The sequence below is a fragment of the Nocardia thailandica NBRC 100428 genome, from assembly GCF_000308795.1.
GTDB lineage: Bacteria > Actinomycetota > Actinomycetes > Mycobacteriales > Mycobacteriaceae > Nocardia > Nocardia thailandica.
Window position 1 is genome coordinate 1 of sequence record NZ_BAGK01000196.1, and the last position, 12940, is coordinate 12940.

Sequence of the window (12940 nt, forward strand, 5' to 3'; positions counted from 1 at the left end):
CGGCGATGTCGGCGCGGAGCGGGCCGCCGTGACGCTGCCCGCGCCGCGGGTGCCGACGCCGGGGCTGCCCGCCGACGCCGATCTCCCGGTCCCGGGGCTGACGCCGTACGTCACCGCCAACAGCGAGTTCTACCGGATCGACACCGCGCTGATCGTGCCGCAGGTGTCCAAGGAGTCGTGGTCGCTGCGGATCCACGGGCTCGTCGAGCGCGAGATCCGGCTCGGCTGGGACGATCTCGCGCGCCGCGCGCCGGTGGAGCGGCTGATCACCCTGGCCTGCGTGTCCAACCCGGTGGGCGGGGACCTGATCGGCAACGCCCGCTGGCTCGGCTACCGGCTCGACGAACTGCTCGCCGAGGCGGGACCGCTGCCCGAGGCGGACATGGTCCTGTCCCACAGCAGCGACGGCTGGACGGCGGGTACACCGCTGGCCGCACTCACCGACGGCCGCGACGCGCTGCTCGCGGTCGGCATGAACGGCGAGCCCCTGCCGGTGAAGCACGGCTATCCGGCGCGGCTCGTCGTGCCCGGGCTGTACGGGTACGTGTCGGCGACGAAGTGGGTCACCGAGCTGGAGGTCACCCGCTTCGACCGGGCCACCGCCTACTGGACCCGCCGCGGCTGGTCGGACCGCGGGCCGATCAAGACCGGGACCCGCATCGACACCCCAGGGGCGCGGATCCGCCCCGGCCGCACCGTGATCGCCGGTGTCGCCTGGGCACAGCATCGGGGCATCGCCGGTGTCGAGGTGCAGGTCGACGACGGCCCGTGGCAGCCCGCGCGGCTCTCGGCCGAGGTCACCACCGACACCTGGCGCCAGTGGGTCCTCGACTGGGACGCGACGGCGGGCCCGCACACCCTGCGCGCCCGCGCGATCGACGAGACCGGGCGGCCGCAGACGGCCGTGCAGACCGACGTGGTGCCCGACGGCGCCACCGGGTATCCGACGCGGACCGTCCAGGTCGCGTGATCCGCGCCCGCGGCGACCGCACCGCCGGGGCGGATGTTGACCGGCACGCACGACGGCGCCCGACCCCGGGGGCGGGGTCGGGCGCCGTGGACCGGGGACGAGACCCGTCAGACCGACGTGTCGGCCGCGACCTTGTCGACGGTGACCGTCCGCGCCGAGGCCTTGTGGCTGATGAACAGCGCCGAGGCGGCGACGCCGATCAGCAGGATGAAGCCCGGCAGCAGGATCGACTGGCTCAACGCCGAGGAGAACTCGTCGAGGATGTGCGGCGGGATCGGTCCCTGCCCCGCGCCGCCCTCGGCGACCTGGCCGCCGCCCAGACCGTGCGCGGCCATCCGGGACGAGATGAGCGCGCTGATCGCCGCGCTACCCAGCACCGAACCCACCTGGCGGGTCGTGTTGTAGATGCCCGCGCCCGCGCCCGCCTGGGTGACCGGCAGGTTGTGGGTGGCGGTGGAGGCCAGCGGCGCCCAGATGCACGCGTTGGCGATACCGGCCAGCCCGGCGGCGAGCAGGAACCACACCAGCGACGAGTCCGGCGTCATCAGCGCGGCGAAGGCGAACACCGAGGCGGCGAACAGGGTGAAGCCGATGGTCGGCACCACGCGCGGCGGGAGCCGGTCGGAGAACTTGCCGATCAGCGGGGCCGCGATACCGGTCAGGATGGCCATCGGCGCGAACACCAGCGCCGAACGGGTGGGCGACAATTCGCGCACCGCCTGCAGGTAGAAGTACGACGGCACCATCAGCGAGGTGACGGCGGCGCCCATGGCCGCGATGGCCAGGTTCGACAGCGCGAAGTTGCGGTCGCGGAACAGGCCGAGCGGTACCAGCGGCTCCCCGGTGTTGCGGGCCTGGTTGACCACGAAGACCGCGAGCACGGCCAACCCCGCGGCGATCAGCAGCCAGATCCGCAGCGACCAGTCGTAGGTGTTGCCCTCCTGGATGCCGAACACGAGCAGGAACATGCCGATCGCGCTGAGGAGCACGCCGGGGATGTCGAAGCGGTGCGAGCTGGTCGGCAGGGCGGGCACCAGCCACACCGCCAGCGCGAACGCCACGATGCCGACCGGGACGTTGACGTAGAAGATCCACTGCCAGCTCAGGTTGTCGATGAGCACGCCGCCGAGGATCGGGCCGACCAGGGTGGCCAGGCCCGCCACGCCGCCCCACAGGCCCATCGCGGCGCCGCGGCGATCCGGCGGGAAGGTGCGGGTGATGACGGCCATGGTCTGCGGGGTCATCAGCGCCGCGCCGATGCCCTGCGCGGCGCGCGCGGCGATCAGCATGCCGATGCTGGTCGACAGGCCGCACCACAGCGACGCGGCGGTGAACACCGCGAGGCCGATCAGGTAGATGTTCTTGGGGCCGAAGCGGTCACCGAGGCGCCCGGTCACCAGCAGCGGGACGGCGTAGGTGAGCAGGTAGGCGCTGGTCACCCAGATGACCTGGGAGATGTCGGCGTGCAGGTCGGTCATGATCGCCGGGTTGGCGACCGCGACGATGGTCATGTCCAGCAGGATCATGAAGAAGCCGACGACAAGCGCGAACAGCGCGTGCCACGGATTGCGTTCTGATGTCATGGGTTTCTCCGGTCAGGAGTAGCGAAAACTGCGTCGGGGATCGTGATGGACGGCGCGGGCCCAGCGGGGCACCGGCGCGGCCGACGGGTCGGCGTGATCGGTCCAGGCGAGGTCGTGCTCGTGGTCGCCGGTGTCGATCCGTACTCCGGTTTCGGGGTCGAACTGTTCCCAGGCGATGCCGCCCGCCTCGACCTCGGCGATGAACGCGCGCAGCCAGTCGAGTTCGGCGGTCGCCATGTGGTGGACGTACTCGAGGACGAACCAGTAGCGGCGGGGCACCTCGCGCCGGCGCGCCCACTCCCGCATCGCCGCGAAGTCGGCCACCTCGCCCGCCATGTGCTCGGCGCGCTCGGAGAGCAGGGCGACGACCTCGGCCTGCGGCAGGCTGTGCGCCTCGGCGAGGCCGACCCGGAAGATCGGGAACTCCTGCACCGGCTCGCGCAGGATGTCGGCGATCCGGGCGCGCAGCGCCTTCCGGCCCGCGTCGGTGATCCGGTAGGTGGTGCGTTCGGGCCGGTTGCCCGCCCGGTCGGTGCCGTCGGCGACGGCCAGTTCGGCCTCGGCGAGCCGGTCGACGGCGTGGTACAGCGAGCCGGGTCGGACCTTCACCAACAGGTCTTCCCGCCTGCTCACCAGCACCTGGTACATCTCGTAGGGGTGCATGGGCCGCTCGTCGAGTAGGGCGAGCACCGCTATCGCCAGCGGCTTCAACCCGGCACTCCTCGGCTGCCCCATCAAGGCGTACCTCCCTATCCCAGTCCGTATATTCCAATAGGAATATACGAGCTGGAACATCGATGGGCAAGGGGGTGCCGCGAGGCGGGGAGAACGAGGCGGGACCGCCGGGGTCAGAGGGCGTGGGCGTCGAGCCAGGTGCGGGCCGCGACCTCGGCCGGGGTGCCCGCGTCGACGGCGCGGATCAGCTCGACCAGCCCGTCGGTGGTGAGTTCGCCGGAGACGTAGTTGAGCTTGCGGCTCTCGACCCGGTCGAAGACCCCGGAGTGGTAGAGCGCCAGCACATTCTGGGCGCGCACCGCGTAGGCGCTGTCGCCGAGCACGGTCAGACCCTCGGCCGCGGGACCCGCCAGGGCGGGCGGGCCCGCGACCACGCCGGCCTGGACCTGCCCGTCCCGCAGCGCCTTCCGCAGCTCGGCCGCGTCCGGGAAACGGACCGAGGCCGCGAACTCGCACCCGTCGATCCGCAGGCCCAGGGGGTCGGCGGCGAGGCCGGGCAGGTCGGCATAGCCCGCGGTGTACCCGGCGCAGCGCGGCGCGAGATCGGCCACCGAGGCGATACCGTCGCGCGCGGCCAGCGCCGGATCGAGCAGGACCCGCGGGCGCAGGTCGGCGCCGTCGGCGGGGTCGGACACCGTGAGCCCCTGGGGCAGCGCGCCGTTGACGGCGGCGGCCACGTCGGCCGGTTTCCGGGCGGGCGCCGCGGGCTGCCAGCGGTCGAGCAGGGCGCCGGTGCGGGCGCCGAGGACCGCGACCCGGCCCGCGTCGAGATCGGCGTGCGGCGCGGCGAGGCCGGTGGCGACCGCGGTCCGCAGGCCGGTGCGCGCCAGCGCCTGTGCGTAGACGTGGGCCAGCACCACCGACTCGGTCGAGGCGTCCGCGCCGACGGTGAACACCGGTTCGGGGTCGTCGTTTCCGCAGGACACCGCGGCGAACGCGCCGGCGAGCGTCAGCACCAGCGCCGTCAGGCGCCTTGCCGCGGCCGATCTCATGGTCCCGACACCAACTCTCTGTTTTCCGGCTCTGCCCGTCCGAAACCCCGCGACGCGGGCAGTATGGACACCCAGAATGTACCCGTGGCCCCCGGGCCGCGCGCACATCGCACTGCCCGCCTTTGCCGGAAGGACACCAGTGAAAACCGCGTACGGCTCCACATCGACCGGACATCGACGGCCCGCCCTTCGCATGGCGGTGCGGGCGGGGAAAATCGTGGCGGCGGCGCTCGCCCTCGCGGCGGCCATGGTCGCGGCGGCCTGCGGCAGTTCCGACCCGGCGACGGCGGCGGGCGACTGCGTCAGCGACGAACTCGTCGTCGGCTCGGCCGGATTCCCCGAATCCGAGACAGTGGCGGGCATCTACACCGAGGTCCTGCGGATCAACGGCTTCAAGGTCCGTACGCGCACCGACGTGGGCACCCGCGAGGACTACGTGCCCGCCCTCCGCCGCTGCGCGATCTCGCTCGTGCCCGACTACACCGGAAACCTGTTGCGCTACCTGGACTCCGGGACCACCGCCACCGCGCCCGGCGAGGTCGACCGGGCCCTGCTCGGCGCGCTGGGCGACGAGCTGGCCATCGCCTCACCCGCGCCCGGCCAGGACGCCGACGCGATCGTCGTCACCCGGGCCACCGCCCAGCGCTGGAATCTCAAGGCCATCGGCGACCTCGCCGCCCACGCGGGCGAGGTCACCCTGGCCGCGCCCGCCGAGTTCGCGCACCGCCCCTCCGGCCTGCCCGGCCTGAAGAAGAACTACGGGCTCGACATCGCCCCGGCGGCTTTCGTGGCCACCGACGATCCCGAGGACGCGGTCCGGGCGCTGGTCGAGGGCAAGGTGATCGCCGCCGACATCTTCACCACCTCCCCCGCCATCGCCGCCAACGATCTCGTGGTGCTGTCGGACCCGAACCACAACTTCGCCGCCCAGAACGTGGTGCCGCTGTTCGCGGGCGCCAAGCGGTCGGACAAGGCGGTCGCGGTCCTGGATTCGGTCTCGGCCAGGCTGACCACGGCCGAGCTGATCGCCCTCAACGACGCGGTCGCCGGGGACGACCGGACCGAGCCCGCGGTGGTGGCCCGCGCCTGGGTCGCGGCGCAGGGACTCAACGCGCCGCTGGGCTGACCGGCTCAGTCGTCGCCGAGGAGGGCGCGCAGGGCGGGGTCGTCGTCGAGGGCGCGGCGCAGCCGGGCGCGGTCGGCGCTGCGGTGCGCGTGCGCGGTCAGCCAGCCCTCGGCCGCCTGGACCAGCGCGGCGTCGACGGTGAGGCCCTCGCTCGTCGCCGCGGCGCGCAGCTGCTCGAGCAGGTCGTCGGGCAGGTGCACACGCAGGGTCGCCATGCCGGAGATGATGCCATCGTCCCCGCGGCGCGGGCGCGGCGGCCGGGTCTGTGATACACGCCGAAACCGCTGGGTAACCCCGCCGCCCCCTCGGGTGACATGCCTGTCAGGCATATTCGCCTCCCACTGGATGGGAGGGCCGGAGCTATGACACGCCGGGGGAAAGTGTGATGTCGGGCACGCATTCCGACCGATCGCCGGATGCGGGAACGACCCGAAAGGACCACTCATGGTCGCTGCACCCCCTCCCCCCGACACCACCCGGCGCTGGAGCCCACGGCTGATCTTCTCGCTCGCCTCGATCGTGCTCCTGCTCGAGATGCTCGCGGTCAGCTACATGATGATCTCCACGGCGCTGCCGTCGATCGCCGCGCACTACCGGACCACCCAGGGCGCCTGGCTGCTCACCGCGTTCCTGCTCGTCGGCGCCGTCACCGCCCCGCTGATCGGCAAGCTCGCCGACATGTACGGCAAGCGCAAGGCCCTGCTCGGCTGCGTCGCGATCAGCGCGGCGGGCTCGCTGCTGTCCGCGGTCGCGGGCAGCTACGCGGTGCTCATCGCGGGCCGCGCGCTGTCGGGCCTGCTCGTCCCCTGCCTGTTCCTGAGCTACTCGCTGATCCGGGACGTTTTCCCGGCCAGGACCATCGCGCTCGCGGTCAGCATCGCCACCAGCGGAATGGGCCTGATCGCGATCCCCGCGCCGTTCCTCACCGGCTGGCTCATCGACAACCACGGGTTCCGCAGCATCTTCTGGTTCTTCGTGATCGGCCTGATCGTGCTGGGCGGGCTGATCTTCCTCACCACCGACGAATCGCCGGTGCGGCTGCGTTCCCGGATCGACCTGCTCGGCGCCGTCCTGCTCGGCGGCGGCATCGCGGGCGTGCTCGTCGCCGTCAGCTTCGGGCCGACCTGGGGCTGGCGCGACGGCACCACCCTGGCCTACCTGGCAGGCGGCGCCGCGCTGCTGGTCGCCTGGCTGATCACCGCGCGGATGATCCGCGAACCGCTGATCGACCTCGACGTCCTCGGCCGTCGCCCGGTCCTGCTGACCACCCTGGGCGCCGGGCTCTGCTACGGGTCGAGCGGCCTGTTCACCATCCTGCTGCCCATGCTCGTCATGACACCGGCCGCGCTCGGCCTCGGCTACGGATTCGGCGTCTCCGCCGAGGGATTCGCGATCTTCCAGGCCCCGGTCGGCATCATGGTCGTGGTCGGCGGCGTGCTCGTCGGGCTGCTCGTCGGCCGCGACGTCCGGCCCCGCGTCATGATGGCGATCGGCATGGCGCTGATGGCCGCCGGATTCACGCTGACCGCGTTCGCGCACGACAGCAAGGCACCGCTCATCGTGTTCGCCGGCGTGTTCGGCACCGGCATGGGCATGGCCTACGCCTCGGTGCCCAACCTGCTGATCGAGGCGGTGCCGCCGCAGCTGCAGGCGAGCACCGCGAGCATCGTCGGCGTCTCGCAGAGCGTGTTTCCCGCCGTGCTTCCGGTCCTCGCGTTCACGGTCCTCAACAACTCCTACACGGCGCCGATCCCGCCGGAGCTGACCCAGGGCGCGGTGTTCTACCTCGACCGCGGCTTCACCGTCGCGTTCCTGATCGGCGCGGTCGCCGCGGTGGCGGGCGCCGTGGTCGCGGTGGCGCTGCCGCGCCGGATCGTCCAGCTCGCCGCGCCCGGCGCGACGGCGGGCACCGGCGAGGAGGAGGGGCTGGTCTTCGCGCACTGACCCACGGAAACGGACCGAGCCGGCCGCGTCGAGAGGACGCGACCGGCTCGGTCTCGGCTGGGACGATCCGCCGTCAGGCGACACCCTCGGCGCGGGCCGTGGCGGCCACGGCCTCGGCGACCGCCGGGGCGACCCGGGGGTCGAGGGGGCTGGGGATGATCTTGTCGACCGACAGCTCACCGGCGACCACGTTGAAGATGGCGTCGGCGGCGGCGACCTTCATGCCCTCGGTGATGCGGCGGGCGCCCGCGTCGAGCGCGCCCTTGAACACACCGGGGAAGGCCAGCACGTTGTTGATCTGGTTCGGGAAGTCGCTGCGGCCGGTGGCCACGATGGCGGCGTACTTGCGCGCCACCTCGGGGTGGATCTCCGGGTCCGGGTTCGACATGGCGAACACGATCGACTCGGGGGCCATCGAGGCGATGAGCTCCTCGGCGATGGTGCCCGCGGACAGCCCGAGGAACACGTCGGCGCCAGCCAGCGCCTCGGCCGGGCCGCCGGTCAGGCCGCGCGGGTTGCTGCGGGCGGCCAGGTCGGCCTTGACCTCGTTGAGGTCGCCGCGGCCCGCGGACACGATGCCCTTGGAGTCGAGCACGACGACGTCGGGGACGCCCGCCGCGAGCAGGATGTTCGCGCACGCGACACCCGCGGCGCCCGCGCCGGAGACGACGACCTTGAGCGCCGACATGTCGCGGACCTGCTGCGCGGCCGCGCCCTTGAGGGCGGCCAGCACCACGATGGCGGTGCCGTGCTGGTCGTCGTGCATGACCGGGCAGTCCAGCGCCTCGATGACGCGCTTCTCGATCTCGAAGCAGCGCGGGGCGGAGATGTCCTCCAGGTTGACCGCGCCGAAGCTGGGACGCAGGCGGATCAGGGTCTCGACGATCTCGTCGACGTCCTTGGTGTCGAGCACCAGCGGGATCGAGTTCAGGTCGGCGAACTTCTTGAACAGCGCGGCCTTGCCCTCCATCACGGGCAGCGAGGCGCGCGCGCCGATGTCGCCGAGGCCGAGCACCGCGGTGCCGTCGGAGACGACCACGACGAGGCGGTCGGTCCAGGTGTAGGTCTTGGCCAGCGCCTCGTCCTTGGCGATCGCCCGGCTGACCTGCGCGACACCGGGGGTGTAGGCGATCGACAGGTCCCGCTGGGTGTCGAGGGGCGCGCTGAGTTCGACCGAGAGCTTGCCGCCGAGGTGACCCGCGAAGATCTCATCGTTGGTGATCGCGGCCAAGGCGGCCGCGTCATCGGTCTGGGGCGCCGAGGTGGCATTCGGTGCGTCAGTCACAGAAGACACGATTTCACTCCTGCTCGAGTCGTGCTCAACCGGGGGACAGTTACCGCCGGGTAAATAGGGACAAGTGGTTGCATGACGCTCATCGGGTGCGCGGACCGACCCGTTTCCGGGGGTCGGAGGGGTGGCGCGGCACTGATCCGCGGAGCGGAGCCGGACGGGTGGTCCGGTCGAACGAGCGGAGCGACACCCGGCCGCGACGGTACGTCGCGAGGAGGAGGTCGCCGTGGTCCCGGCACCCGGCGGTCGGCGAGGGCACGGAATCGGAGGCGAGTCTATCCTGCGCCCGGTACCGCGAGCCAACCAGCATCATCGTTACAGCCTAGGGGGACGCAATTACCCCGGCGTTAGGGAAAACTCGCCGGTCCGGGGGAACTTCCGGTGAACAGTCACACCGCCGGTCGATACGCGGCTGTGAGGTCGCCGCCGAGCACGCTGCCGCGCCGCACCCACACCTCGTCCAGGCCGCCGCAGTGCAGCCGGGCCCGCCAGTCGTCGGCGGCGCCGGGATGGTCGGTGCGGCGGTGCATGCCCCGGCTCTCGGCGCGTTCGAGCGCGCTGTACTTGGTCCAGCGTGCCACGGCCAGCAGCGCCGCCGCCTGGCGGGCCCGCACCTGACCGGCGCCGACGCCGCCGAGGTCGTAGCGCACCACCGGCCACAGGGCGTCCAGCTCGGCGATGCTGTCGCGCAGGCTGCCCGCGCTGCGCCAGTAGCTGCGCCGCAGCGGCAGCGTGTGCTCCTGGACGAGCCCGATCACCGAGCGCGGGTCGATCCCGGCGTGCGCCCCGAGGCCCGCGCCGCCGACCGGGGACACCCGATCGGGCACGCCGCGCGCCGTGGCGAACCGGGCCGCGCCCGCGCCCGCCCAGACCCCGGAGGCCAGCGCCCAGCCGCCGCCCTGCGCCGACGAACCGCCGACCGCGCCGAGCACCGGTTCCCTGGCCGCGACCCCGCCCGCGCCGTAGAGCCCGGGCACCCCGGTCGCGCAGTCCGGGCCGAGCAGCTCCACGCCGCCGCTGCCGCGGACCGTGCCCTCGAACACCGCGCGCACCGGCACCCGGCCCGCCCGGTCGCAGGCGCCCTGCCGGGCCAGCCACTGCCGCATCGGGGCGGGCAGATCGCGCAGCGCGGCGGTGACCCGCCTGCCCTCGGCGATGGCCGCCAGCGCCGCCGGGCCGCGGCCCGCCAGCGGCTCGCCGGACTCGTCGTGGAGGGCGGCGGCGGGCAGCGTCAGCCCCGGCATCGGTCCCGCCGCCCGGTATCCCGGCGGCAGCGCGGGCGCGAACCCGTAGGCGTTGGAGAACTCCATGCCCGCCAGGTCCGCGCCCGCCTCGGCGGCCATCAGCAGGCCCTCCCCGGTGTCGACATCCGTGCCGGGGCTGCCGGAGAGGAACGCGCAGCCGCCGGTCGCGAGCACGACCGCGCCCGCCCGGATCGTCCACGGCCGGAAGTGCTCCCGGCGGCACACGCCCGCCGCGCCCGCGACCGTCCCGTCCCCGGCGCGCAGCAGCCGCAGCGCCGGGTGGTGATCGAGGATGTCGACGCCGAGCGCGACGGCCGACCGGCGCAGCCGCCGCAGGTAGCCCGCGCCGTCGAGCCGGATGCGTTCGGCGCGGGCGCGCGGGATCCGGTGGCCGCCGTGGGCGAGCTGGTCCACGCGGCGATGCGACTCGTCGAGCACCCGGTCGATCCACTCCGGGGCGCCGAGCCCGCCGCCGTGGGTGAGCGCGCGTTCGACGGCGGCGCCGCGCGCCGGGCCCTCGGCGATGTGCCAGAGGGTGGTGGCGCCGAACGCGGTGGGACCGCTGCTCCCACATCGGTTCTTGTCCACGACGATCACCCGCGCGCCCGCGGTGGCGGCCGCGAGCGCGGCCCAGAGCCCGGCGGGTCCGCCGCCGAGAATCAGAACATCGGTCTCGATGTCGCTCACAAGGTGAAATGTTCGGGGACAGTTCACCGGCCCGCAACCATTCAGCCGCGCGGGAATTCCAATTGCAACCAATCGTGACCCGGCGGCCGCGCGGGGTCGCTCCTCAGTTCCACCATTGCGTCCACAACAGCACGCCCGCGCCCGCGAAGACCACCAGCGCGGCGGGCACCGTCGCCGCCCCGCGCCGCCGGTCCGCCCAGACCTGGGCGACCACCGCGACCAGCGTGATGCCGAGATGCCAGGCCAGCGATTCCGCGCCGGGGCCCGGGAACTCGTTGCGCGCGCCGACGACCGCGACGGTCACCACCACCGCCGTCAGCACGATCAGCCCGCCCGCGACCAGGCCGGACAGCCCACGCAGCAGCGTCACGGAGTGATCACCGCGACGCCACCCGCCTTCGCGATGAGCGCCTCGTACTGGTCCGGTTCGGTGGTGTGGGCGCCGAGCGCGATCGGCTTGTTGGTGCCGTGGTAGTCCGAGGAGCCCGTGCGGATCAGGCCGAGCTCGCCGGCGAGGTCGCGCAGCAGGTCGCGATCGGCGGGACCGTGGTCGGGGTGGTCGACCTCGAGGCCGCCGAGGCCGAGTCCGGCCAGTTCCCGGATCTCGGAGAGCGCGAGCAGCCTGCCGCGCTTGCGTGCCCGCGCGTGGGCGATCACGGTGACCCCGCCCGCGGCGGCCACCATCGGCACCGCCCGGGTCAGCGGGGTGTCGGCCTTCTCCACGTAGTACGGCCCGTGTGGGGCGAGCAGGTGCTCGAACGCCGCCCCGACGCTGTCCACCACCCCCGCCGCGACCAGGGCGCGGGCCAGGTGCGGGCGGCCCGCGGACGGCCCGACCGAGGCCAGCACCGCGTCGGGGTCGATCGGCAGCCCGTCGGCGGCCATGCGCTCGGCCATGGCCCGCACCCGCTGCGAGCGCTCGGCGCGCAGCCGCTCGCGCTCGGTGGCGAAGCCGGGGTCGGCCGGGTCGAACAGGTAGGCGAGCAGGTGCACCGACACCGGGTCGCCGTCCTCGCCGAGCCCGGTGCACGACATCTCCATGCCGCGCACCAGGGTCAGCCCGGCCGGGCGGGCCGCCTCGGCCTCGGCCCAGCCCGAGGTCGTGTCGTGATCGGTGATCGCGACGACGTCGAGCCCCGCGGCCGCCGCGGCGGTCACCAGCTCGGCGGGGCTGTCCGTGCCGTCCGACGCGGTGGAGTGGGTGTGGAGATCGATGCGCACCCCTCAGTCATACCGTGCGCCGTGTCCGCCCGCGCCGTTCCGGGTCCGGTTCGGCCGTAGCATCGAGCCGTGCCCTCGCTACCGCCGCTGCCGTCGTTCCGTGGTCAGGGACGGCCCGGCCCCGTTCCGCGGCCCAAGGTGCCGGTGCCGACCGCGCGCGCGATCGTCGACTGCGGCGTCTACGTCGACGGCGCCCGCCTGCCGGGGCACTTCACCCCCGCGAAGGCGCGGGCGCAGGCCGCCGATCGGGGCGGGTTCGTCTGGATCGGGCTGCACCAGCCCGACGACGCCCAGATGACCGAGATCGCCGAGATCTTCGGGCTGCACCCCCTCGCGGTCGAGGACGTGGTGCACGGCAAGCAGCGCCCCAAGCTCGAGCGCTACGACAACACCCTGTTCCTCGTCATGCGCACCGTGCAGTACCTCGAGCACGACCTCGACTCGACCAGCGAGATCGTCGAGACCGGGAACATCATGGTGTTCACCGGCCACGATTTCGCCATCACGGTGCGCCACGGCGAGCACACCGGGCTCGCCGGCGTCCGCCACGAACTCGAACACCACCCCGGCCGCCTGCGGCTCGGCCCGTTCTCGGTCCTGCACGCCGTGGCCGACCACGTCGTCGACTCCTACATCGAGGTCGCGGGCGAGGTCGAGGAGGACATCGACGAGATGGAGGAGGCGGTCTTCACCCCGAACATGAAGATCGCGATCGAGTCGATCTACCAGCTCAAGCGCGAGGTGGTCGAGCTGCGCCGCGGGGTCGTCCCGCTCGGTGTGCCGCTGCAGCAGCTCACCACCAACGAGAACCTGCCGGTGCCCAAGGAGATCCGGCGCTACCTGCGCGACGTGACCGACCACCACACCGAGGTGTCGGAGACCATCAGCGAGTTCGACGAGCGGCTCAGCAACCTGGTCAACGCGGCCCTGGCGAAGATCAGCGTCCAGCAGAACACCGACATGCGCAAGATCTCCGCCTACGCCGCGATGGCCGCGGTGCCGACCATGATCGCGGGCATCTACGGCATGAACTTCGAGCACATGCCCGAATTGCGCTGGGGCTGGGGCTATCCCGGGGTGGTCGCGCTGATGGTCATGCTGTGCGTCGCGCTGCTGATCACCTTCCGCCGCAACAAGTGGCTCTAGG

Annotated in this window: 12 protein-coding genes; 4 read left to right on the forward strand and 8 right to left on the reverse strand. The window is 72.9% G+C overall.

The features are described from left to right. Positions 1–970, forward strand: a 970-nt coding sequence (locus ON36_RS21900) for a molybdopterin-dependent oxidoreductase (protein WP_043656832.1), incomplete at its 5' end; no start/stop codon positions are given. 107 nt (positions 971–1077) lie between these two features. On the opposite strand, the gene ON36_RS21905 is transcribed toward ON36_RS21900, so the two are convergent. The 3 genes from ON36_RS21905 to ON36_RS21915 form a co-directional block, all read right to left on the reverse strand. Further along, positions 1078–2553 (reverse strand): DHA2 family efflux MFS transporter permease subunit, encoded by a 1476-nt coding sequence (locus tag ON36_RS21905; RefSeq protein WP_043656835.1) that lies wholly within the window; start codon positions 2551–2553, stop codon positions 1078–1080. 12 nt (positions 2554–2565) lie between these two features. Continuing rightward, entirely contained in the window at positions 2566–3264 is a 699-nt protein-coding gene (locus ON36_RS21910) for a PadR family transcriptional regulator (RefSeq protein ID WP_245558159.1), read from the reverse strand. Positions 3265–3401: 137 nt separating this feature from the next. Next, the gene (locus tag ON36_RS21915; RefSeq protein ID WP_043656838.1) at positions 3402–4280 is read right to left on the reverse strand and encodes a glycine betaine ABC transporter substrate-binding protein; all 879 of its coding nucleotides are present in this window, start codon (positions 4278–4280) and stop codon (positions 3402–3404) included. A gap of 193 nt (positions 4281–4473) precedes the next feature. Between ON36_RS21915 and ON36_RS21920 the strand changes: the two genes are divergently transcribed. Then, positions 4474–5406 carry an ABC transporter substrate-binding protein gene (locus ON36_RS21920; protein WP_043656840.1) on the forward strand — a complete coding sequence of 311 codons (933 nt, stop codon included), beginning with the start codon at positions 4474–4476 and terminating at the stop codon, positions 5404–5406. A 5-nt stretch (positions 5407–5411) separates the two neighbouring features. Here the strand turns inward: ON36_RS21920 and ON36_RS21925 are convergent, their stop codons facing one another. Beyond that, positions 5412–5621, reverse strand: a complete 210-nt coding sequence (locus ON36_RS21925; RefSeq protein ID WP_043656843.1) for a hypothetical protein — start codon at positions 5619–5621, stop codon at positions 5412–5414. Positions 5622–5850: 229 nt separating this feature from the next. Between ON36_RS21925 and ON36_RS21930 the strand changes: the two genes are divergently transcribed. Beyond that, positions 5851–7350 carry an MFS transporter gene (locus tag ON36_RS21930; protein WP_043656846.1) on the forward strand — a complete coding sequence of 500 codons (1500 nt, stop codon included), beginning with the start codon at positions 5851–5853 and terminating at the stop codon, positions 7348–7350. A gap of 73 nt (positions 7351–7423) precedes the next feature. Here ON36_RS21930 and ON36_RS21935 read toward each other — a convergent pair whose 3' ends face one another. The 4 genes from ON36_RS21935 to ON36_RS21950 all read right to left on the reverse strand — a co-directional run bounded on the left by ON36_RS21935 (position 7424) and on the right by ON36_RS21950 (position 11793). Then, positions 7424–8635 (reverse strand): NAD(P)-dependent malic enzyme, encoded by a 1212-nt coding sequence (locus ON36_RS21935; protein WP_373281824.1) that lies wholly within the window; start codon positions 8633–8635, stop codon positions 7424–7426. Between the two features lie 395 nt (positions 8636–9030). After that, a complete protein-coding gene (locus tag ON36_RS21940) occupies positions 9031–10572 on the reverse strand; it encodes an FAD-dependent oxidoreductase (protein WP_043656852.1) in 1542 nt (513 codons plus the stop codon). A gap of 103 nt (positions 10573–10675) precedes the next feature. After that, positions 10676–10942, reverse strand: a complete 267-nt coding sequence (locus ON36_RS21945) for a hypothetical protein (protein WP_043656855.1) — start codon at positions 10940–10942, stop codon at positions 10676–10678. Next, positions 10939–11793: a PHP domain-containing protein gene (locus ON36_RS21950; RefSeq protein WP_043656857.1), complete on the reverse strand. Its 855-nt coding sequence runs from the start codon at positions 11791–11793 to the stop codon at positions 10939–10941. Before ON36_RS21950 ends, ON36_RS21945 begins: the two co-directional genes overlap by 4 nt. Positions 11794–11862: 69 nt before the next feature. Here ON36_RS21950 and corA point away from each other — a divergent pair, with 69 nt between their 5' ends. Beyond that, positions 11863–12939, forward strand: coding sequence for a magnesium/cobalt transporter CorA (corA, locus tag ON36_RS21955; RefSeq protein ID WP_043656860.1), 1077 nt, complete (start codon positions 11863–11865; stop codon positions 12937–12939). Position 12940 lies beyond the last annotated feature (1 nt).

What these genes read in the sequence shown, in the direction of transcription:
- ON36_RS21930 (WP_043656846.1), top strand. Translation starts at nt 5,851, where the DNA reads ATGGTCGCTGCACCCCCTCCCCCCGACACCACCCGGCGCTGGAGCCCA.
- ON36_RS21915 (WP_043656838.1), bottom strand. Translation starts at nt 4,280, where the DNA reads ATGAGATCGGCCGCGGCAAGGCGCCTGACGGCGCTGGTGCTGACGCTC.
- ON36_RS21920 (WP_043656840.1), top strand. Translation starts at nt 4,474, where the DNA reads ATGGCGGTGCGGGCGGGGAAAATCGTGGCGGCGGCGCTCGCCCTCGCG.
- ON36_RS21925 (WP_043656843.1), bottom strand. Translation starts at nt 5,621, where the DNA reads ATGGCGACCCTGCGTGTGCACCTGCCCGACGACCTGCTCGAGCAGCTG.
- ON36_RS21905 (WP_043656835.1), bottom strand. Translation starts at nt 2,553, where the DNA reads ATGACATCAGAACGCAATCCGTGGCACGCGCTGTTCGCGCTTGTCGTC.